Raw genomic sequence first — 22625 nt, forward strand, 5'->3', positions numbered from 1 at the left:
CCCAACCGCCCACCCACGGAGGAGACGCCGTGCGGGCACCTTCAGAGAAAGGTAGAACAATGAAACCTGTGTTGATCAAGACCGTTCTGTCATTGGCCCTTTGTGCGGCGCCGTTTGCTCAGGCGCAGAATTGCGGCAGCGGCGGCGGAGCCACCGTCTGCCTGACCGCCAGCGGCACCGGCAGCGACGTGCGTTTGAGCTGGACCGTCAGCGGCAGCGTCAGCGGCCTGCAGGTGTATCGCGACACCGACAGCGATCCGAACGGGCGCAGCCGCCTGGCGGTGCTGGGCAAGAGTGCAACCAGCTATACCGACAGCAGCGCCAGTCCGGGCACCGTATATTGGTACTGGGTCAAGTTCAGCGCAGGCAGCGGCAGTTTCAATTCGGGTACGGCGCACGCGGTGCGCGTTGGCGTCATGCGCAATATGACCAGCATGCAGATGTCGGCGCAGATGGCGCCGGGCTGGAACCTGGGCAACACGCTGGAAGCGACCGGTTCCTACGTCTGGGGCAGCACCAACTTCAACGAGACGGCGTGGGGCAACCCGAAGGCCAGCCAGGCCCTGTTCAACGGCATCAAGGCTGCCGGCTTCAAGAGCGTGCGCATTCCCGTCTCCTGGAAGCAGTATGCCGATGCCAATGACAATATCAGTCCGCAATGGATGGAGCGCGTGACCGAGGTGGTCAACTATGCCCACAATGCCGGCCTGGTGACCATGATCAATATCCACTGGGACGGCGGCTGGATGCAGCCCACCTACGCGCAACAAGGAGTGGCGAACGCCCGCCTGACCAAGTTCTGGACCCAGATCGCCAACAATTTCAAGAACCACGACGACACCCTGCTGTTCGCCGGCACCAATGAAGTCATGGTCGATGGTAACTACAACCCTCCGACCACCGAGTACTGCGACGTGCAGAAAGGCTTCAACCAGGCCTTCATCTCCGCGGTGCGCGCTACCGGCGGCAATAACAGCAGCCGCCACCTGGTGGTGCAGGCATTCAACACCAACATCAACAACGCCATCAGCTGCAATGCCACCATGCCGAGCGACTGGACGGCGAACCGCATGATGATGGAGATCCATTACTACGATCCGTACGATTTCACGCTGGACGCCAACAGCGCTTCGTGGAAGTGGGGGCAGGCCGCCAATCCGTCTGGCTGGGCCAACGAGTCCTACACCGATGGCCAGTTCCAGAAGATGAAGACCGGCTTTATCGACAAGGGCGTGCCGGTGCTGATGGGCGAGTACGCCGCCATCCTGCGTACCGAATACGATCCGGCCGGCACCTATCGCAAGATGTGGGACCAGTACATTACCCGTGCTGCCTACGCACGCGGCATCGTGCCGATGTACTGGGATAACGGCTACACCGACAACCACCAGATGGGCCTGTTCAACCGCAGCACCGGTGCGCAAGCCTTCCCTGACGTGATCAGCGCCATTGTGAACGCCGCAAAATGAAATCGCATTACCACGTACTGGACGGCCTGCGCGGCACCGCTGCTTTCAGCGTGTTCGCCTTCCACATCCTGGAGATGCTGGTGCCAAGCCTGGAGCAGAATCCGATGCGGCATACGCATCTGGCGGTGGATTTCTTCTTCGCGCTGTCCGGTTTCGTGCTGGGCCATGCCTATGATGGCCGCGGCCTGGCGCCGGCACAGTTCTTTGCGCGGCGCCTGGTCCGCCTGCATCCGATGGTGGTGGTGGCGATGGTGGTTGGCCTGCTTGGCTACCTGCTGGACCCGTTTGTCGGCAATGCGCAAACGGTGGGCGTGGCCCTGTCGCCAGGCCGGCTGGCGTTGACCTTCGTATTGGGCCTGCTGCTGTTGCCGGCGGCGACCCTGCCCAACTATTTCGGCGAAACGCACCCGGTCAACGGGCCCTCGTGGACCCTGTTCCAGGAGTACATCGCCAACATCGTGTTCGGGCTGTTCGCGGCGCGCCTGGGCCGCCGCCTGCACATTTTTCTTTGCGTGGCCAGCGCGGCTGCACTGCTGTGGACCGCGAAAAAATTCGGCAACCTGGGCTTTGGCTGGGGCTGGGACCACTTCTGGGTGGCGCCGGTGCGCCTGGCTTGTCCCTTCCTGCTTGGCCTGCTGGTGTACCGCATGCGCTTGCGCATCGCGCTGCCAAGCCCCTTCATCGCGCTGTCGCTGCTGCTGTTGCTGGTGTTTGCAGCGCCCGGCTTTGGCGCGGCCAACTGGCTGTACGAGGCGATGGCCGTGATCGTGATCTTCCCGCTGGTGCTGGCGGCCGGCGCCGGTTCGCGCCAACCGGAGGGCTGCGCGGGCGCGGTGATGCGCCTGGTGGGCGAGTTGTCCTATCCCGTCTATATTGTGCATTACCCGTTTATTTATATTTTCGCGCACTGGAACTGGTCGACCCATCCGTCCAAAACCGTGCTGTCGATGGCCATCGTTGCGATGTATTGCGGCGTGACTTTGCTGGCGTTGGCGCTCTCGCGCTGGTACGACAGGCCGCTGCGCGCATGGCTGTCGCGAACCCTGTTTGAACGCTCGGCTGGCCGCGGCCAGCCGAGCGTTCAGCCGATGTTGTAACCTGTAGTCTCCTCTACCTTTTCCGGTAGTTTTCGGGGCGGCCAAAGCCGCCCCTTTTTTCGAGGAAGCGATGAAATTGAAGAAAACGATCAGTCTCCTGTCCGCCGCTGTGGCAATGTGCTGCGGGACTGCGCTGGCCGCGCCTGACGGCAAACCGTGGATGAATACGCAACTGGGCGCGGCAGAACGCGCCGACCTGGTTGTGAAGGAAATGACCTTTGATGAGAAGCTGAAGCTGGTCTTTGGCTACATGGGGGCGGACGTGGAGCACAAGAAGTACAAGCGTCCCGAGCAGTCTCACGTGCAATCGGCCGGCTTCGTATATGGCGTGCCGCGCCTGGGCATCCCGAACCTGTGGGAGACCGACGCCGGCGTCGGCGTGGCGAGCCAGGCCGGCCCGCATGCGCGTCCGGGCACTGCGCTGCCGTCGGGCCTGAACACGGCCGCCACCTGGGACCTGCAGACCGCGTTCGCGGGCGGCGCCATGATCGGGGCGGAAGCGCGCGGCTACGGCTTCAACGTGATGCTGGCAGGCGGCGTGAACCTGATGCGCGATCCGCGTAATGGCCGCAATTTCGAGTACGGCGGCGAGGACCCGCTCCTGGCGGGCAAGATGGTGGGCGCCCAGATCAAGGGCATCCAGTCTCAGCGCGTGGTGTCGACCCTGAAGCACTTTGCGCTGAACGACCAGGAAACCGGCCGCACCACCCTGGACGTGAAGATCGACGACCAGTCGGCCCGCATGTCGGACTTGCTGGCCCTGCAGATCGCCAAGGAAGAGGGCAATCCCGGCGCCGTCATGTGCTCCTATAACCGCGTCAACGGCGTGTATGCCTGCGAAAGCAATTACCTGCTGACCGAGGTGCTGAAAAAGGACTGGGGCTTCAAGGGCTGGGTAATGTCGGACTGGGGCGCGACCCACAGCACGATCCCGGCCGCCAATGCGGGCCTGGACCAGCAATCGGGCATGCCATTCGACCTGGCCGACTATTTCGGGCCGCCGCTGAAAGAAGCCGTGATGAACGGCTGGGTGCCGCAAGCCCGCCTGGACGACATGGCACGCCGCGTGCTGCACGCCATGTTCGAACACGGGGTGGTGGACCATCCGGTGAAGGCAGAACCGGACAAGATCGACTTCAACGCCCATGCCGCGGTGTCGCTCAAGGATGCGCAGGAAGGCATGGTGCTGCTGAAGAACAGCGGCGCCGTGCTGCCGCTGGATAGGTCGGTCAAGCGCGTGGCCGTGATTGGCGGTTATGCCGACAAGGGCGTGCTGGCCGGCGGCGGCTCTTCGCTGGTGTATCCGGCCGGCGGCAATGCCGTGCCGGGGATGGAACCGAAGACCTGGCCGGGCCCGGTGATGGTCTATCCATCCTCGCCATTGAAAGCGATCCAGAAGCGCCTGCCGGCAGCGACCGTGTCCTTTGCCGATGGCGCCGACAAGGCGGCTGCGGCCAGGCTGGCGCAGGAGAGCGATGTGGTGCTGCTGTTTGCCACCCAGTGGACCGGCGAGGCCTTCGACGTACCGAGCCTGTCGCTCCCCAATAAGCAGGATGAATTGATTGCCGCGGTAGCTGCGGCCAATCCTAGAACCGTGGTGGTGCTGGAAACCGGCGGGCCGGTGACCATGCCGTGGCTGCCGAAGGTGCCGGCGGTACTGGAGGCCTGGTATCCGGGCACCAGCGGCGGCGAGGCCATTGCCAGCTTGCTGTTTGGCGAAGCCAATCCTTCCGGACACCTTCCGGCCACCTTCCCGGCGTCGGAGGCGCAGTTGCCGCGTCCTGCGCTCGATGGCTATCCGGAAGTGGAGAACAGGCGTTTCGAGGTCAGTTACCGCGAAGGGGCGGCGGTAGGCTACAAATGGTTCGACCAGAAAGGCCTGGAGCCGCTATTCCCGTTCGGCCACGGCCTGTCGTACACCGAGTTCGGTTTCGCGGGGCTGTCCGCCAATGTGAAGGGCGGGGTGCTGCAAGCCTCGTTTACGGTGAAGAACACCGGCAAGCGCGCCGGCAAGGAGGTGGCCCAGGTTTACGTCGCGCCGCTGAAGGCGAAATGGGAGGCGCCAAAGCGCCTGGCCGGCTTCCAGAAGGTCGACCTGCAGCCGGGCGCCGAAGCCAGGGCTTCGGTCACGGTCGACCCGAGGCTGTTGGCCATGTACGACTCGGCCAGCAAGACCTGGAAGGTCGCCAAGGGTGACTACAGGATCATCCTTGCCGCCGATGCAGCCGAGGCGGCCGGCACAAAGGCGCTCAGCACGGTCGTGCACCTGGAGGCCGCCGCCTATGATGTGAACGGCAAGCCACTGCGCCAGGCTCGCTAGGGGAAGGGTGGGGCGAACGTGCCCCCTTTCACTGGTTGAACTGTTATGATGCAACGAGCAAGCCCGGCAAGAGGTGTTGCAGAGAGACAGTTCAACCCACCCGAAAACAATGCAACAGTTTTTCAAGAAAGCGCTTTTAGCGCTGATCGGCCTGGTAATTGCGGACGCATTGCTGGCCTTTTTCATGATCTACAAGAGCTACCTGTCCGTCCCGCTGGTGGCGACGTCCAGGCCCGGTGCGGGCTGGCACTACATAACGAATTCGGATGTGGAGATAGGCGGCACGTCGACCGTTCGTATTCCCGACCTCCAGCGCGAGCAATTGCGCGTCGACTTCAGGTTGACAGAGGTCGGCAAATACCCCTTCGCTTCCGCCGGCCTGGCGATGCGCGATGCCAAGGGCAGGCCGGCCCTGGTGGACTGGTCCAAGTATTCCGACGTCACCTTCCTCGCCAAGTGTAAGCCGGCCAATTCCATGGTGTTCGGCATTTCCACCTTCGATCCCAAGATTTCCAAGGTCGGTGAGTACCTGACTTACCGTTCTCCCGTCACATATTTTTCGTGCAATGAACGCGGCGTCCCGGTTTCGCTGGACCTGACCAAGCTGGCGATCCCCGATTGGTGGTTCTACCAGGTCAAGCTGGACCTGTCGCACCAGGGTTACGACTTGAGCAAGGTTTCGAAGTTTGTGTTCGGGTCCAGCAGCCAAAGCCCGCTGAATGTCGACGCCTACCTGGAGGTCAGCGAACTGATGCTCAATGGCCGCGACTACCGGTATATCGCGGCGCTGGTACTGCTCCTGCTGGCGAGCTGGATGGCATTTGCCTGGGCCTTCTTCCGCGCCCACGCGCGCGCGTTGACTGCCAGCCTGAATTCCAGGATGAAAAAAGACCTGCCCCTGGTCGCTTATCGCCAATTAACGCTGGAGCCTTATAAGGATAAGGAAAAGGCAACGGTGCTGCGTTATATCGCCACCAATTACACCGATACTGAAATTGACCTGGAATCGGTAGTTTCGGCCACCGGAACCAATCGTAACAAGGTCAACGAAGTTTTAAAAACAGAGCTCGGCATGACATTTACGAGTTACCTGAATAAACTGCGCCTGACGGAAGCGGCAAGGTTATTGGCGGAAAAAAGCGGTGCCGCTATCGCCGAAATCGCCTATTCGGTGGGATATTCAAACGTCTCCTATTTTAATAAGCTGTTCAAGGAAGAATATGGCTGCACGCCGAAATCCTTCCGCTCCCTGGCGACCCAGCAGGATTCCCCCGCCGAGCCGGTCCCGGCCGAGACTTCCGGTGCGGATGCCGGTTGATCCACTTGCACTCCCAGCAGAACTAATCGCAATTTCTGCATTTTGCTAGAAATTTTCCTGTGCGCGCTACCGTGCCGTAGCGCGCGCTCTCTATCCTAGTGGTCATGGTGGCTTAGCTTCCGCTAGCCACCTGCAGCGTCAAATTTTGAAGTGACCCAGACCAGGGGGCGCCCGGCGCCACCCCGGCAAGACGGAGACAAAATGATGAAAACCATGTTCGGCATTATTGCCGGCAGTGCAATGCTGCAGGCGCGCGCAATCCGGTTCGATTTCGAAACCGCGGCCGGCAATTCGAATACTGCCTGGTGAGCCGCTTTATGTATACTTCGAAAGCACACCGCATTGCCCTGTTATTCAACGCTAATAAAAGTTTCGACCGCGAGGTTATTTCCGGGGTCGCCGCTTATCTTGGCAGTACGCGGGCTGCCTGGGATTTATTCCTGGAAGAAGATTTTCGCCTGCGCCTGGCCGGCATTGAGAATTGGCAGGGCGACGGCATTATTGCCGACTTCGACGATCCGGCGGTGGCGGCGGCACTGTCGCGCTGCAACGTGCCAGTGGTGGCGGTCGGCGGCTCGTATGCCGACGAGGCGGAGTACCCGCGCGGCGTGCCCTACGTGGCGACCGATAACTTCAAGCTGATCAAGCTGGCGCGCGACCACCTGATCGATGTCGGCCTGCACCGTTTTGCCTTGTTCAGCCTGCCCAAGGCCATGGAAAACCGCTGGGCACAGGAGCGCGAAATTGCCTTCCGCAGCCTGATGGAAGCGGACAATATGGAGGCTGAAATTTTTCGCGGCTGCGAGACCAGCGCTTCGGCCTGGGACGAGTCGGTGGAAGGGCAGATCGCCTGGCTGCGCAGCCTGCCCAAACCGGTCGGCGTCATTGCGGTGACCGATGCCCGCGCACGCCAGCTGCTGCAGGCCTGCATCATCGCCGGCATTGCGGTACCGGAGCAGGTGGCGATCATCGGCATCGACAACGACCCGCTGGTGCGCATGCTGACCCGCATACCGCTCAGCTCCGTGATCCAGGGCGCGCAGGAAATGGGCCGCACGGCAGCCCACCTGCTGGACCAGATGCTGCACGGCGTGCGCCTGTCGAATACCCGCATCCTGATGCCGCCGGCCGGAATCAATGTGTTCGCGTCGAGCCAGCACCAGGCGGTACGGCACCCCCATGTGGCCCGGGCACGGCACTTCATCCGCCAATACGCCTGCCAGGGCATCAAGACGCACCAGGTGGCCGAGTATGTGGGCGTATCGCGCTCGTCGCTCGAGGCCTATTTCCGGCAGGAGCTGGGCTGCAGCGTGCATGACGTGATCCTGCAGTTCAAGCTCAACGCCGCCAAGGCCGGGCTGGAATGCGGCCAACGCAGTATTGCCGACGTGGCGCTGGAGTGCGGCTTCACGTCGACCCAGTACATGCACCTGGTGTTCAAGCGCGAACTTGGCTGCACGCCGAGGGCTTACCGCGACAGGGCGCTCGCGGTCGAGTCGGAGTAAACCAGGGGCCTTCGGGCCCTTTTTTCAGGGACCACACTTTTTGAGATGGCTATGAAGCAGAAAAATATCTTTGTACTGACTGCAATTGCCGCAAGCTTGCTGGCCGCTTGCGGAGGCGGCGGCACATCGGGAACGGCGCCCGCGCCCGCGCCGCAAACCACGGCGCCGGCGCCGCAGCCTCCGGTGACACCGCCAGTGACCCAGCCCGGCACGCCGGCTCCCGGCCCGGTCACCTGGTCGAGCGTCAAGTTCGGCGGCGGCGGCTATGTCACCGGCCTGGTGTTCCACCCGACGGCCGCCAACCTCCTGTACGCCAGGACGGACATTGGCGGCGCTTACCGCTGGGACCAGGCCACATTGTCCTGGACTGCGATCACCGACGGTGTGGGCTTTGGCGCGACCGAAAGCCGCTTCCATGGCATCGAAAGCATTGCCCTCGATCCGAACAACGACCAGCTGGTCTACATGGCCACCGGCATGTACACGTTTGAAGGCAACGGCCGCCTGTACATCTCCAGCGACCGGGGCAACAGCTGGACCCACGTCGACCTGCCGTTCCCGCTGGGCGGCAACAACCCTGGCCGGGCCATGGGCGAACGCCTGATGGTCGACCCCAACAAGCCGTCCACGCTGTTCTTCGGCTCGCGCACGGCCGGCCTGTGGACGAGCGTGGATTCCGGCAAGACCTGGGCGCAGGTGACGTCGCTGTCCTCCATCAAGATGACAGCGGACCAGATCAGCGCCGCAGGCGGCGGGATGGGCGTGGAGCTGGTGGTGTACGACACCGGGACCAAGGGCACCGGCAGCGCCACCCAGGCCATCTATGCCGCCATTGCCCCCGACTACGCCAGTGCGGCGGGCCTGGGTTCAAGCATGTACAAATCGGCCAATGGCGGCGCCACATGGACGCCGGTTGCAACGCCCGTATCGGGCTACCACATCCCGCACATGGTGCGCGCGGAGGACGGCATGTTCTACGTGGTGTTCACCAAGGATGCCGGGCCGGGCGCCGGTGGTCCTGGACGACTATATAAATTCGACGGAGCCAACTGGACCCTGCTCAAGAGCGTCGATCCGCAAAACGGCAGCAACTACGGCCTGGGCGGCGTCTCCGTGCAGGGCAGCGGCGTGACAACCCGCATCGCGCTGGGCGTCACCAACTCCTGGGGCAACTGGAACGGGCAGCAGATCGTCCAGCTGTCGGACGATGGCGGCAAGACCTGGCGCGAAATCGAAGCGACCATGCCGGGCGAGGTGGCCTCGGGCTGGGTCGACGATGTCGAGATCGATCCGTCCAACCGCGACCGCATCCTGCACGTTCACGGCGGCGGGATCGTCGAAACCCGGAACGCGTCCTCCGCCACGCCGGCCTGGAAAGGGGTCATTGCCGGCATCGAGGAGACGGCCACGCTGTCGATCGCGACGCCGCCGGCCGGCGCGCCGTACATCCTGGTCAACAGTGCCGGCGACGTCGGCACCTGGGTCGATACGGACCTTTCCGCCACGCCGACGCTCAATCCCGGCCTTGGCTGGAGCAATGGCAACGCGGCCGACATGGCGTGGTCCGATCCGCTGTACATCGCCGGCCTCGGCGTGGTCAATTCGAGCGGCACGGCTGCCGGCTTCTGGTCGGGCGACGGCGGCAAGACCTGGGCCAGGTTTGCCAGCCTGCCCGCTGGCGCCGCCCAGAACACCAGCAGCGAAGCAAGCATCGCGGTCACCGCGCGCAACAAGGCGGTCGTCTCGCCAGCCAATTCGGTGCCGTCCTACACCACGGACAACGGTGCAAGCTGGACTGCAACCAACCTGCCGCCGCTGCCCAATGTGGCGCCAGGCTGGAACCGCGGCTACCGCCTGGCGGCGGACCGCAACAACCCCAACAAGGTCTATGCCTACGATTCGGGCGGTGCGACCTGGGGCACGGCGGGCAAGGTCTACGTCTCGACCGATGGCGGCCGCACCTTCACGCTGAGCCAGGGCTCGGTGGAGGCCAAGCTCGGCCCGAACGCCTGGTGGGCGACGTCGCTGGCGGTCAATCCCAACGCCGAGGGTGACATCTGGCTGGCGGACGGCAGCGCCGTGTACCACTCGCTGGATTCAGGCGCCACCTGGACCCGGCTGAATACGTTCGCACCCGGAGCGGGCACCCAGGGCGCGACCCTGGTCGCGCTGGGCAAGGCGGCGAGTGGCGCCAAATACTCGGCGGCGGTCTACGTGGTGGGCGTGGTCGACGGCGTGTGGGGCGTGTTCCGCTCCGACGACGGCGGCGCCAGCTGGAAACGCTTTAACGATGACGCGCACCAGTTCGGCGGCATCGGCGTGATGGCAGCCGACCAGAACACCTATGGCCGGATCTACGTCAGCGGCACCGGGCGTGGCCTGATCTACAGTAACTGAAGGATTAACACTGGCACGCCGACTTCTTCAATTTTCAGCAGAACACTAGCGCTCGAGTCGATACTTCTATTCGAAAAAAACTGCTCTCAGTAGTCTGGGGTGGCCGCGATATCGGCCACATTCAACCACAAATCCATTTCATGGAGGAGCAGACAATGAAAGTGCATTGCAAGAGGTATTACGCCGGGTTGGCGCTGCCGGCCCTGTTGGCGACGCTGCTGGCGGGCTGCGGCGGCAGTCCGGAAAGCGGGCTCCCGGCGGTCAGCACGGCGGCCACCAGCCAGGTCCAGGGAGCCGGCCTGGCTGCCGCCAGCTGGACCAGCGTCAAGTGGGCCGGCGGCGGTTACGTCACCGGCCTGGTCTATCATCCGGTCAACGCGAGCCTGCTGTATGCGCGCACCGACGTCGGCGGCGTCTATCGCTGGAACGCGGCCGATTCCAGCTGGATTCCGCTGACCGACGGTATCGGGTTCGGCGGCGGCGACAGCCGCTTCCATTGCGTCGAGAGCCTGGCCCTCGACCCGAGCAACGACCAGCGCATCTACATTGCCACCGGCGATACCACGAGGCAGGGCGCTAATGGCCGCCTGTACATTTCCAGTGACCGCGGCAATAGCTGGACCTGGGTCAACCTGCCGTTCATGGTGGGGGGCAACGATACCGGCCGTGCCATGGGTGAACGCCTGAAAGTGGACCCCACCAATCCGTCGATCCTGTTCTACGGCACGCGCACGGCCGGCCTGTGGCAGAGCAGGGACGCAGGCCAGACATGGGCCCAGGTCACGGGGCTGTCGTCCACCACGATCAGCGGCAGCACCCCGCCGATCGGCGTCGAGCACCTCATGTTCGACAACTCGAAAGTGGGCGGCGGCGAAACGACCTGGATCATGTATGCAGCTATCGCCCCGGACTATGCCAACGCGGCGGGCCTGAATTCGGTCCTGTACAAGTCCGTCAACGGCGGCTTTTCGTGGACCCCGGTCCCGGTGCCGGCTGCGGTGGCCGGCTACCACATCCCGCACGTGGTGCGCGCCGCCGACGGCAACTACTACATGGTGTTCAACAAGAACGCCGGCGAAGGACCCGGTGGGCCAGGCTACCTTTACAAGTTTGGCGGGGTCGTCTTCAACGAGAATTGGACCCTGCTTAGCAGCAGTACCACGGGCGGCTATAGCGGCATCTCGGTCCATGGCACGGGCTCGAACGCCCGCATCGCGCTGGGCGTTACCGCTACCTGGGGCGATAATCCTGGCCAGGTCACCCAGCTGTCCGACAACGGTGGTAGCACCTGGCGCGAAATCGAGGCGAACATGCCGCATCTGGGCTCCGCGGGCAACGGCTACTCGGGCTGGAACGATACCACCGTGATCGATCCTGCCAACCGCGACCACATCATGCACGTGCACGGTGGCGGGATCTGGGAAACCATCAACGCCTCCTCTGCCACGCCAAGCTGGAGCGCCAAGGACAACAACCTGGAGGAAACCGCAACCCTGGCCCTCGTCACACCGCCGGCTGGCGCAAGCTATAAGTTCATCAACAGCGCGGGCGATATCGGCACCTGGGTCAACACCGACCTGGCGACGCGGCCAACCAAGGGACCCATGAACTGGTGGAGTAACGGCAACTCCGCCGACATGGCCTGGTCCGACCCGCAATACATCGCCGCTACCGGTGTCGACAATGCGAACAACCACGTCGGCGTCGGCCACTGGTCCGGGGATGGCGGCAATACCTGGGCGAAGTTTGCGGCCTTGCCTGCCGGCGCGACAAGCGGAACCGACAGTTCCGCCAACCTTGCCGTCACCACGCGCAACAATGTGGTCTGGGCGCCCAATGATGCGGTGCCTTCCTACACCACCAATAACGGCGCAAGCTGGACCGCCACCAACCTGCCGGCGAAACCCGCAGTCGGCGTGCCGCGCAGCTACCTGCTGAAGGCCGACCGCAAGAATCCGAACAAGGTCTATGCCTACGATTCGGGCGGCGCCTGGTGGAACCAGTGGTCGGATACGGCGCACTTCTGGTATTCGAGCGATGGCGGCAAAACGTTCACCGAACGCGCCGCGTTCAAGGCGGCCAGTCCGATGCTGACGTCCTTTAACAACACCTCGATGGCGGTGAACCCAAACGCGGAAGGCGATATCTGGCTGGCAGACGGCAATACGGTGTACCACTCAGTCGATGCGGGAGCCAGCTGGACCAAGCTGAGCGCCTTCTCTTCGATCTGGGGCAGTAACCAGTGGCCTGACGTGCAGGGCGCCACCGTAGTCACCCTGGGCAAGGCGGCGCCCGGTGCACCGTATTCGGCCGCGGTCTATGTGGTGGGCGTGATCAATGGCGTGTGGGGCGTGTACCGTTCAGACGACGCCGGCGCCACCTGGTCGCGTTTCAATGATGACGCACACCAGTACGCTGGCATCTTCCACATGGCGGGCGACTGGAATACCTACGGGCGCGTTTACGCATCCGGCAACGGCCGCGGTGTGTTATACACCAACTAGCAGCGATCAGGGGCCTGACCCTGCGGGTCAGGCCCTAGTGACCGGACGCCGAACGGTAGCCGATGCGGAATCCGCCCCAATGCCTGCCGTTGACGTAGATTGGGGCGGACAAATCGTGCATCACTTCGCCGGTATCGCGCTTGTATGTCTGCAGCAGGTAAGGCTTGGTGCTGGCGCCGCAGCGCGAACCGGTGCGGTCGTTGAAGATGCGCTTGGTGCGGTTGTTGACCAGGTCGGTGGCGTAGTCGCCGGTCAAAGGCTGCGCGAACTTCTTGTTGTGGGTCGGGAAGTAACCGTTGTTGTCGACCGCGCCGGCAAAGGCCAGCTGCGGCATGGCGGCCAGCACTGCTTCCTGCAAGGCGGGCAGTGCGCGGTCGGTAAACTTGTCGAAAGCGCTGCGATGCTTGGGCGGATCAGTGTCCGGGATCGGAATGTAGCGCCGGTCGAACAACGCTGCCTCGCTGATCTCGCCGCTGGCAATGGCCTTCTCGAACAGTTTGCCGACATCGCCGGCAGCCTGCTGTGCGACGGCGCGGATCGCGTCATGCTGCGTGGCGGCGTTGCTTTCCGTGGTGGCTTCAAACAGTGATTCGGCGCGTTCGGCCAGCGCTTGCGCGGAACTTGCGGCGCGGGGCAACTCGGCCTGCATCCCAAGCATGCCGTCACGGATCTGGCCAATGGCTTCGGCAATGTGGCGGGTTGACGCGGCATGTTCGCGCGAGGCGAGGGCGATCTTGTGGATTTCGCCGTGCGATTCTGCTGCGCAGCGTTCGATGGTGCTGAAGCTGGCGTGCACGCGTTCCACTTCCACTGCCGCCTGCGCGACCTTGCCGGTGAGCGAGGCCATGCCGGACGAGGCGCGCTCCGCTTCCGCCAGGATGGCAGTGACCTTGTGGCCGATATCGGCGGTCGCTTCGGCCGTGCGCTGTGCCAGTTGGCGCACTTCGCCGGCCACCACTGCGAAGCCGCGTCCATGTTCGCCGGCGCGCGCCGCCTCGATTGCCGCGTTGAGCGCCAGCAGGTTGGTACGGGTCGCGATTTCGGTAATCACGGCCGTGATGCCGTGGATGCTCCGCGATTTTTCCTGCAGGGCGTCCATCAGTTGCGAAGCAGCCTGCGCGTTGCCGCGCGCATCGCTGATCTGCTGCAGGCCCTGGTCCACCGCGCCGCGCCCGGTCACGCTCTCGCGCCGCACCATGGTGGCGACTTCGGATGCACGTTCGGCGTTGGCAGCGATGCCCTCCATTTCGCTGGCGCTGGACGCGGAACGGGCGGCGATCTGGTTGGTCGACTCGACGTCGCCCGAAATCCGCTTCCTGATCGAATCGACGAAGTAGGAGGTCTCGGCCGCACCAATCATGATGGTGTCGATTTCGTTTGCAACCTTTTCCGCCAATGCGTTCTGTTGCGTGCCGCCGCTGCCCAACAGCAGCAGGCTGGCGCCGGCACTGCCCAGCGCCGCCAGACAGGCGAGAGGCAAGGGAGCAAGTCTGGAGCCTGCAGCCCAGTACCAGGCCATGGCGATGCCCATGCCGGCCACGGTAGCCAAGGCGGCCTTGCCGATGCGGGGGATTCGGAAGAGGGTATTCATGGCAATGCCGCGCTATCGCTTGTGGTTGTTATGGTCTTGCTAGTCTCTACCTTTATTGTGGGCACGAAACTTACTGTGGCCTTACACCAGTGAAATTAGCGTTGCTCAGAAAAATATCCATCTCTTTAAAGAGATCAACGGAACTTTGCGCAGCCGGCGCAGTCTTTGAGCACAGATGAGCAGCTTTGTGAAAAATCGAGCACTAAATAAGCGTAATCGAGCTGGCAATAGGCAGCTTTTAGCTACTTTATGATTGAGCAGGGTTATGCGCGTTTTTGCCAAGGAGCCGAAAAATGAAAGAGCTAATTAACATTCCGGCACCATTCGAGGCCTTCAACGAACTTAGCAATTTCTGCAACAGCGAGGCTACCAATGGAAGTCGCTCTTATCACGCCACAGTGGATGGGGACCCACATCCATCACAACGGTGAGCAAGTATCCCCTGCACAGTTGGTCAGCCAGCTAGCGGGTTGTACCCGCAATGCATGGAAGCACATCTGGCTGCTTCTGCCTGGCGACGCGCTGGCAGTTGGCAGAACCACTGCGTCGCTGATCAAAATGCCGTTCAGCGCAGACTGAACGGCATCATCGGGCGTACGCAGCCAATAATCACCAGAGCGAGCCGTAAATCGCCGCGAGTGCTACGGCAATCACTGCGGAACCGAGGGTAAAGGCGCCGTCGACGCGGAACATGGACGTGTCGACGTGCAGGTGCCTGGCGATGGTGCCATCGCGCTTGGCTTCAGCCAGCTTGCTGATCAGGACCATGCCCGCGACCACGAACCAGAACACGATGAACATGCGGTCCAGGAACGGGATTTCGGCCACGCCCGCTTCGGTCACCTTGGCAAAGCCGATCGGCACCAGGAAGGACAGGTCCATCATCCCCGGCAGGAACTTGAGGATGATCGATCCCACCAGGCCCCCCACGGTGGCAAACATCGCGGCGCCGGAGGTGGTTTTCTTCCAGAAGAAGCCCATCAGGAACATGGCCAGGATGCCGGGCGAGACGAAGCCGGTGTATTCCTGGATGTACTGGAAGCCGCCTTTCTTGTCGATGCCCAGCAGCGGTGCGATCAGCACAGCCAGGGCCATGGACACCACCACGCTGACGCGGCCGATCCATACCATGCGCTGTTCGGTGGCCTGCTTGTTGAAGGTCTTGTTGTAGATGTCCAGGGTGAAGATGGTGGCAATGCTGTTTGCCTTGCCGGCGAGGGATGCCACGACAGCGGCGGTGAGGGCGGCGAACGCCACGCCTTTCAGGCCGGACGGCAGCAGGTTGAGCAGCACAGGGTAGGCGCGGTCCGGATTCAGTTCGCCACCCTGGCGCATCGCGTCACCCAGGGCGCCGGACTTGTCCAGCGCGTATGCCGCAATACCTGGCAGCACGACGATCACCGGCATCAGCAGCTTGAGGAAAGCGGCGAACAGCAGGCCTTTGCGGGCAGTCGGCAGGTCGGCGCCGAGGGCACGCTGGGTGATGTACTGGTTGCAGCCCCAGTAGTTCAGGTTGACGATCCACATGCCGCCCAGCAGGACCGACAAGCCCGGCAGGTCCATATAGTTCGGATCTTCGCGCTTCAGCACCATGTCGAAATGGCCGCGCGCCACGCCGAACAGTTCGGACAGGCCGTCGATCGCGCCTTTCTTGCCCGCCAGTCCGGCCACCAGGTCCAGTGCCAGCCAGGTCGTCACCAGGCCGCCCACCACCAGGCAGGCTACCTGCACCACGTCGGTATAGCCGATCACCTTCATGCCGCCCAGGGTGATGACGGCGGCGAAGATGGCCAGGAACAGCATGCAGGGCAGCAGGGCGATGCCGGACAGGCTGGAAATCGCCAGCGCGCCCAGGTAGAGGATGGAGGTCAGGTTGACGACGACGTACAGGCCGAGCCAGAACAGGGCCATGGTGGTCGCCACCGCCTTGCCGTAGCGCTGTTCGAGGAACTGCGGCATGGTGTAGATGCGGTTCTTCAGGTAGACCGGCATGAAGAACACGGCCACGATGACCAGCGTGGCGGCCGCCATCAACTCGTAGACCGCGATGGCCATGCCGATCTTGTAGCCGGAGCCGCTCATGCCGATGAATTGCTCGGCCGAGATGTTGGAGGCAATCAGCGAAGCGCCGATGGCCCACCAGGTCAGCGAGCCTTCGGCCAGGAAGTAGTCGTGCGAAGCCTGGCCGGAACTGCTTTGCTTGCGGCGGTAGATCCAGATGCCGTAGCCGGCAACGGCAATGAAGTAAATCAGGAAGACAAACAAGTCTACGGTTGAAAAGGTACTCATGTGGTGCTCACAAAGTGGGTTGTCTCTGGCCTGGCGCGCGTGGGCGGCGTGCCTGGCCTGTTCTTTTTAAATCGATATCGGAAGATCGTAGGCGATGGGGCCTTTCCTTTTCCAATAACACTTTTGCGTGCAGCTATATCAAATTTGACATAGGACGGCGGAACTTGCCCGTCCCAAGGAGGCTGCGCAGGCATTATTGCCGATTCCAGGGCGCCGGAAACCCCTTTGCCGCGCTCTTGGCCAGAATCGTTCGATGCCTTGGTGATTTTAGTAATTGAATCGCCATGCGCCGGATTGCAGAATGGCATGGTGCCAATGGTGTGCACAGGAAGCCCGATCTTTTAATGATGACCAAACGTTTTTCAGGCACCGCGCCCGAGGCGGACGAATACCGCTTGTTTACTCTCAGGAACGCCAGCGACATGGTGGCGACGATTACCGAACGCGATGCCGCCTTGTGGTCCTGGCGGGCGCCTGACCGCTATGGACGCATGGCCGACGTCCTGCTGGCGCCGAAGGGCGCCTCCAATCCGGTGCTGTGGCAAGGACGCCACGCCGACGGCGGCGTGACGCTGTTGCGCGTCGGGGCCGGGGGCGCGGTGGCCCAGTTGGCGAAATACCGCCTGGACGATGATGGTTGCCTGAGCGTGGAGCATGAATTGGTGGCGATGGCGCCCACGCCGCTCGACCAGGGCGCCTGTCCGACCTTCAACCTGAACGGCGGCATCGCCGATGTCGGCGACCATATGGTGCAGATCGATGCCGACTACTATGTCGAAGTGGATGCGGACGGCATGCCCTCCGGCGTGGCGGCGGTGGCCGGGACGGCATTCGACTTCCGCCAGCCGGCGCCGATCGGCGCACGCCTGCGCTGGCCGGATAGCCAGATCTGCGGCAGGGGCGGTTTCAATCACAGCCTGTTCGTGCGCAGCCACTTTGCCGGCGGCCAGGGGCCGCTGCGCACCGTGGCCCGCATCGTGGATCCTGGCTCGGGGCGCTGCCTGCAGGTCCGCACCACCGAGGCGGCCGTGCAGTTCCGCGCCGGTCACCAGGGCGGTTTCAGCGTCGAGTCGCAGGCGCGTCCCGAGCTGGCCAGCGCGGCCTGGCCGCACGTCATCGTGTCGCCCGGGCAGGTGTACCGGCAGACCACGGTCTACCGGCTTACGCTGCAGGCCTAGGCGGGCTTCAGGCCGCGGTAGGTGAACTGCCGCGCCCTGACTTCGCCGGAGCCGGCACTGTAAATGCCGACCTTGAGGCTCATGAAGCCGCCGAACACATTGTGGTGGAAACCCGAGACTTCCATCTGCCATGGATGCCTGGTCCAGGCCACGCCGTCGCTGGAGTAGTGGAAGGTGACGATATTGGCGCGGTTCGCCAGCCGGATATGAATGGTCCGGGCGGCCACCTTTTCGCGCATCCAGCTTTGTTCCTCGCTGCAGTGGAAGGTGAACATCTGCGTGGGGCTGAAGCCGATCCCGCAGTATCCGCGCTGGCTGTAGTACAGCAGCAGTCCGCCTTGCGCGCCTTCCGCAACATCGAGCACCACCGACACTTCGTAATCACGGTCGCCGACGATGCAGGTGAGGGGCGAGCAATCGGCAGGCGAGCTGCCCTTGCCCTGGATGACCAGGCCCTTGCCATCGTAGCGCGCTCGCCGCATTTCGTCGGGTCCGGGGGCGAAGAAGCTCCACTGGATGCCGAACCTTGTTGCTGGAAAAGTCGTCGGACAGCGCCTGGCCGGCCGGCGAGGCGCGGCCGCCCTTCGGTTTGCGCAGGGGCTTGTCCAGCGTGCCGCCGCATGCGCGGAACCATCCGTCGGCGGTCCATTCGATCGGTTCGAGGATGGTTTGGCGGCCCAGCGTGCGGAAGCCGTTTTCGTAGCCGTGGTAGATCATCCACCAGTCGCCGCCGGGTCCTTCGACAATGCTGGCGTGGCCGCGCGACCACCACGGTTCGTCCGCGCTGCGGGTGCGGACGATGGGGTTGGCGGGGCAGTCCTGCCAGGGGCCATGGACGGAGCGCGAGCGCGCCACGGTGACCATGTGGCTGGTCGGCGGGCCGGAGGTACCGCCGACGGCAGCCACCAGGTAAAACCATTCCCCGCGCCGGAACAGCTTGGGGCCTTCTGGGGCAAACATTTCCACCACCCAGTCTTCCGGGTAGCGCCAGGGATGGTAGACGTGCTCCAGCGCGCCGACGGTCGACAGGCCGTCCTCTGCCAGCGCAATGCGGCGCACGCCGTTGAAAAACAGGTAGCGCTTGCCGTCTTCGCCCACGGCGTGGCCGGGATCGATGCAGCCTTGCAGCTTGAGGTCGACCGGCTCGCTCCAGGGGCCGCGGATATTGTCGGCATGGACAACGTAAATCGAGTCGCCGGCAGGGATGTACAGGAAGTAGCGGCCGCCATGCTTGGCCAGGTCCATCGCCCACACCGAGCCAAGCGGATTTTGCAGCGCGGCGCAGATGGGAAACCAGTTGACCAGGTCGCGCGAATGCCAGATGACGGCGCCGGGGTAAGAGTAGAAGGACGAAAACGTCATGTAGTAATCGTCGCCGTCCTTCAGGATGGTGGGGTCGGGATGGTCGCCCGGCACGATCGGGTTCACGAACATGCCGTTGCCCAGGTCCGCCTTGCGCTGGCCTTCGATGCCGTAGGCCGGTTGCAGGGCTGCTACGGGCGAGGTGCATGGCGTCGCTGCGGAAGCGGCAGCCGCCGGGGCCAATGGCGCCGCAGCCGCTCCTGCGCCAGCCAGGGCCAGCTTGAGCAGGCTGCGGCGGCGCGCCGGATCCGTCGGTGCCGGGTCCGGGCTCATTTGCCGACCACCTTGGTGATGCCTGGCGCCTTGCGCGACAGCTCGCTGTCGCCGCTCACTGCCAGGCGGCCGGTCGCGTCGCTCCATGCCAGTTTCGCCAGCGTGCCCTTGCCCTTTTCGTAGTCGTAGGAGACGCCATCGTCGTCATACAGCGCGAACTCGCCGTCCTTGCCGGGATAGACGCGGATTTCGGCGATTGCCTGCTTGCTGGCGGTGGACGGGATATCGGTGCCCAGCGGCACGATGGAACCGGCGCGAACGAAGACCGGGATCTGGTCAATCGGCGCGGCGACGCGCACCCAGCGACCGCCGGCCAGCTTTTCGTTGGTCCAGAAGTTGTACCAGTCGCTGCCGGCCGGCAGGTAGACGTCTTTCTCGGTCTGCCCCTGCTCGGTTACCGGGGCGACCAGGAAGGCGGGGCCGAACATGTACTGGGTGCCGATGTCGGCCACTTTCGGATCGTTCGGGAAGTCCATCCACAAGGGGCGCATGAATGGCGCGCCGTTGTCCCAGGTGGCCTTGGCCTGACTGTAGATGTAGGGGATCAGCTGGTAGCGCAGGCGGTCATAGCGCGCCATGATGGTTTCGGCCTGCTGGCCGAACTCCCAGATCTCCGCATGCTTGCGGTCGCCGTGCAGGCGCAGCGTCGGCAGGAAAGTGCCGTACTGGAACCAGCGCGTGAGCAGTTCCGGATAGTCGTGGTTCTGGCCGATGGTCGCCTCGGCGCCGCGCGGATCGACCAGCGGCGCCTTGGTGGCCTTGGTCGACTGCGGCAACCACTGCCAGCCGCCGATGTCGTTGGCCCAGTAGGCGATGCCGGAAGCGGTCATGTTCAGGCCCGTTGGCACCTGGCGCGCCAGCGCTTCCCAAGAAGGATTAATGTCGGAGGACCAGAACAGGGCGCCGGTGCGTTGCGAGCCGAGGTAGGCCGCGCGCGACAGGATCAGGGCGCGCCTGTTCGGCTTCCAGGCGCGCATGCCTTGCTGCACGCCTTCCACGTGCAGCAGAGGGAACAGGTTGCGATAACGGTCGCCGCTGCCGATCGAATAGAAGAATCCATCCGGCACCAGGTCCGGCTCGGTCTCGTCCAGCCATGGATAGTCAAAACCTTGCGACAGGATGTTGTCGCGTACGCGCTCCCAGAACCAATGGCGCGCGGCCGGATTGGTGGCGTCGATCAGGGCGCCGGTGCGGTCGGAGCGGAACGGCAGGCCATCGACGGTCTTGCCGTCCTTGTCCTTCAGGAAGTAGCCCTTGGCATCGAGTTCGTTGAAGTAGCGGCCGGACGTCTCGAAGCGTGGCCACACCGAGACGATGGATTGCATGCCCAGGTCGTGCAGTTCCTTGTTCATCGCTGCGGGCGCCGGGTACTGCGCCGGGTCGATGTCGAGCTGGCCCATGCGGGTCCAGTAAAACCAGTCGACCACCATGATGTCGAGCGGGTACTTCTTCTGGCGATAGGTGTTCGCCACGCGCAGTACTTCCTGCTGGCTGTCGTAGCGGGCCTTGGACTGGATCAGGCCGAAAGCGGCTTTGGGCGGAATCGGGGTCTTGCCGGTAACGCGGGCGTAGCCGGAATAGATTTCCTCCGGTGTGCTGCCGGTGATGACGAAGAAGCTGACGCGCTCCCCGACATTGGACTGGAAGGAGGTGCGGCCGTTGACGCCGGCGACGAAACGGGTGGCCGACGGATTGTCCCAGACAATGCCATAGCCTTTGGACGACACCATGAAGGGCACGCACACGGTTTCGCCGGCCGGAGCGTCGTACCAGTGCTTGCAGTCCAGGACGCGGCCGCGCAGGTCGAGCGGTCCGGTTGATTCCTGGTTTTGGCCCATGCCGTAGTAATGCTCGTCGGCCTGGACGCTGAAGCTGGCGCCGGCCTGGTACGTCTTCTCGGTGTTGACGGTTTGCGGCGACAGCTCCCAGCCTGTCATGTCGAGCACCAGCTCACCCTTGGCGTTCCTGACCTGCAGCGCAACCGGCGCCAGTTGCGGCGCGAAGTATTTTTCCGACTGCGACGGGACCCGCGGCTGCGGCGCCGGGGCGACGCGCAGATTCAGCGCCGCGGAGGCGAAGGTGTCGCCGTCCTTGCCGCTGGTATGGCGGAAGGTGGAATTGTCCGCGTTCTTGGGCAGGATGCCGAAGCCCGGTCCTTTCAACGCTTCGGCCTTGTCGGCGGCAATTGTGATGTGGACGACGTTCGGCCCGTAGGCTTCTACCGAGACCCAGGCGCCGTTGCGGTCGAGGGTGGTGATCGGCGCGGCGATGGCGCCGCTGGCGACACCGAGTGCGGCGGCGGCAACCGCGGCCGCCATGACCCGGCGCTTGCAATACAAGTTCATTAGTGCTCCTGTGCTGTCAATTTTATGGAATCAGTTTTCGGTCGCGCAGCCATTCTTCGGCGCGGCGCGTCCAGTTGGTAGCAGTCCCGTTCCCGGTACGCATGGCCATGCCGTGGCCGCCGTGTTCGAAGATGAACATTTCGGCCGGCACCTTGGCGCGTGTCAGCGCCTGGAAATACAGGATGCTGTTGTCGGCCGGGACCAGGCCGTCATCCTGCGAGTGGATCAGCAGGGTGGGCGGGGTCGCGGCGCTGACTTGCTTTTCCACCGACATCAGCTGCACCAGCTCTGGACGCGGCTTGGGACCAAGCAGCGCATCGCGTGAGCCGGCGTGGACAGCCGGCGCTTCCATGGTGATTACGGGGTACATCAGGATGGCAAAGTCCGGACGCGCGCTGACGGCATCGAGAGGGCCGCCGGCCCGGCCGGCAGGGTGGTTGAACAGGGTGGACGCGCTGGCGGCGAGGTGGCCGCCGGCCGAACTGCCCATCACGCCGATGCGGTCCGGCGCGATGCCGTATCTAGCCGCCTGGGAGCGCACCAGGCGGATGGCGCGCAGCACGTCCTGCAAGGGAGCGGGGTGGCCATAGTCCCCGAGGCGATACTTCAGCACGAAGGCGGTGATGCCCAGGCTGGACAGCCACTGGGCATATTGCTGCCCCTCGCGCGTATTGGACAGGAACTGGTAGCCGCCGCCGGGGCAGATGATGACGGCGGTGCCGGAAGGGCGGTCGAAGGCGGCCGGGTAGACGGCCAGCGTCGGCTGGCTGACGTTGCTGATGCGCTCTCCGTCGACCTTCTCGGGGCCGGCCTGCGCGTGCGCGTTGGGCACTCCTTCCGGCCAGACTGGAATGATGCTGGTTTGCGCGAGCGCGCTGTTTGCGGCCAGGAAGAGCATGGCCAGGATCCAGGATCGCATGATCGTTTTTATCCTACGTTGTGATAAACCAGACCATCTTTGCAGACTGCCCGAAGCG

General features: G+C 63.6%; 14 protein-coding genes. 8 read left to right on the forward strand and 6 right to left on the reverse strand.

All coding sequences use genetic code 11. The features are described 5' to 3' along the window. The first annotated feature begins 59 nt into the window (after positions 1 to 59). From ACN9MZ_RS13490 to ACN9MZ_RS13520, 7 genes are all read left to right on the forward strand, one after another. A complete protein-coding gene (locus ACN9MZ_RS13490) occupies positions 60 to 1469 on the forward strand; it encodes a cellulase family glycosylhydrolase (RefSeq protein ID WP_426342601.1) in 1410 nt (469 codons plus the stop codon). Beyond that, on the forward strand, positions 1466 to 2566 hold the full coding sequence (locus ACN9MZ_RS13495; RefSeq protein ID WP_426342602.1) for an acyltransferase family protein: 1101 nt from the start codon (positions 1466 to 1468) through the stop codon (positions 2564 to 2566). Before ACN9MZ_RS13490 ends, ACN9MZ_RS13495 begins: the two co-directional genes overlap by 4 nt. Positions 2567 to 2636: 70 nt before the next feature. Continuing rightward, positions 2637 to 4886 (forward strand): glycoside hydrolase family 3 C-terminal domain-containing protein, encoded by a 2250-nt coding sequence (locus ACN9MZ_RS13500; protein WP_426342603.1) that lies wholly within the window; start codon positions 2637 to 2639, stop codon positions 4884 to 4886. 109 nt (positions 4887 to 4995) lie between these two features. Beyond that, positions 4996 to 6204 carry a helix-turn-helix domain-containing protein gene (locus ACN9MZ_RS13505; RefSeq protein WP_426342604.1) on the forward strand — a complete coding sequence of 403 codons (1209 nt, stop codon included), beginning with the start codon at positions 4996 to 4998 and terminating at the stop codon, positions 6202 to 6204. A 317-nt stretch (positions 6205 to 6521) separates the two neighbouring features. Then, the gene (locus tag ACN9MZ_RS13510; RefSeq protein WP_426342605.1) at positions 6522 to 7709 is read left to right on the forward strand and encodes a XylR family transcriptional regulator; all 1188 of its coding nucleotides are present in this window, start codon (positions 6522 to 6524) and stop codon (positions 7707 to 7709) included. Positions 7710 to 7760: 51 nt separating this feature from the next. Beyond that, positions 7761 to 10106 carry a VPS10 domain-containing protein gene (locus ACN9MZ_RS13515; protein WP_426342606.1) on the forward strand — a complete coding sequence of 782 codons (2346 nt, stop codon included), beginning with the start codon at positions 7761 to 7763 and terminating at the stop codon, positions 10104 to 10106. Between the two features lie 155 nt (positions 10107 to 10261). Beyond that, complete coding sequence (locus ACN9MZ_RS13520) at positions 10262 to 12610, forward strand: WD40/YVTN/BNR-like repeat-containing protein (RefSeq protein ID WP_426342607.1); 2349 nt, start codon at positions 10262 to 10264, stop codon at positions 12608 to 12610. A gap of 34 nt (positions 12611 to 12644) precedes the next feature. On the opposite strand, the gene ACN9MZ_RS13525 is transcribed toward ACN9MZ_RS13520, so the two are convergent. Together ACN9MZ_RS13525 and ACN9MZ_RS13530 are read right to left on the reverse strand one after the other, a co-directional pair. Further along, on the reverse strand, positions 12645 to 14201 hold the full coding sequence (locus ACN9MZ_RS13525) for a methyl-accepting chemotaxis protein (protein ID WP_426342608.1): 1557 nt from the start codon (positions 14199 to 14201) through the stop codon (positions 12645 to 12647). A gap of 609 nt (positions 14202 to 14810) precedes the next feature. Further along, complete coding sequence (locus ACN9MZ_RS13530) at positions 14811 to 16490, reverse strand: sodium:solute symporter family transporter (RefSeq protein WP_426342609.1); 1680 nt, start codon at positions 16488 to 16490, stop codon at positions 14811 to 14813. Positions 16491 to 16834: 344 nt separating this feature from the next. On the opposite strand from ACN9MZ_RS13530, the gene ACN9MZ_RS13535 reads away from it, so the two are divergent. Beyond that, the gene (locus ACN9MZ_RS13535; protein ID WP_426342610.1) at positions 16835 to 17668 is read left to right on the forward strand and encodes a galactose-1-epimerase; all 834 of its coding nucleotides are present in this window, start codon (positions 16835 to 16837) and stop codon (positions 17666 to 17668) included. Here the strand turns inward: ACN9MZ_RS13535 and ACN9MZ_RS13540 are convergent. From ACN9MZ_RS13540 to ACN9MZ_RS13555, 4 genes are read right to left on the reverse strand one after another with little or no spacing between them, the layout of a single operon-like run. Further along, entirely contained in the window at positions 17665 to 18150 is a 486-nt protein-coding gene (locus tag ACN9MZ_RS13540; protein ID WP_426342611.1) for a hypothetical protein, read from the reverse strand. The two genes, ACN9MZ_RS13535 and ACN9MZ_RS13540, sit on opposite strands and share 4 nt — an antisense overlap. Continuing rightward, positions 18050 to 19303: a family 43 glycosylhydrolase gene (locus tag ACN9MZ_RS13545; protein ID WP_426342612.1), complete on the reverse strand. Its 1254-nt coding sequence runs from the start codon at positions 19301 to 19303 to the stop codon at positions 18050 to 18052. Before ACN9MZ_RS13545 ends, ACN9MZ_RS13540 begins: the two co-directional genes overlap by 101 nt. Further along, positions 19300 to 21648 (reverse strand): TIM-barrel domain-containing protein, encoded by a 2349-nt coding sequence (locus tag ACN9MZ_RS13550; protein WP_426342613.1) that lies wholly within the window; start codon positions 21646 to 21648, stop codon positions 19300 to 19302. The genes ACN9MZ_RS13545 and ACN9MZ_RS13550 overlap by 4 nt, the downstream gene beginning before the upstream one ends. Before the next feature lie 22 nt (positions 21649 to 21670). Beyond that, a complete protein-coding gene (locus ACN9MZ_RS13555) occupies positions 21671 to 22567 on the reverse strand; it encodes an alpha/beta hydrolase (RefSeq protein WP_426342614.1) in 897 nt (298 codons plus the stop codon). Between the last annotated feature and the right edge of the window lie 58 nt (positions 22568 to 22625).

Source organism: Pseudoduganella sp. S-14, assembly GCF_049913285.1.
GTDB lineage: Bacteria > Pseudomonadota > Gammaproteobacteria > Burkholderiales > Burkholderiaceae_D > Rugamonas.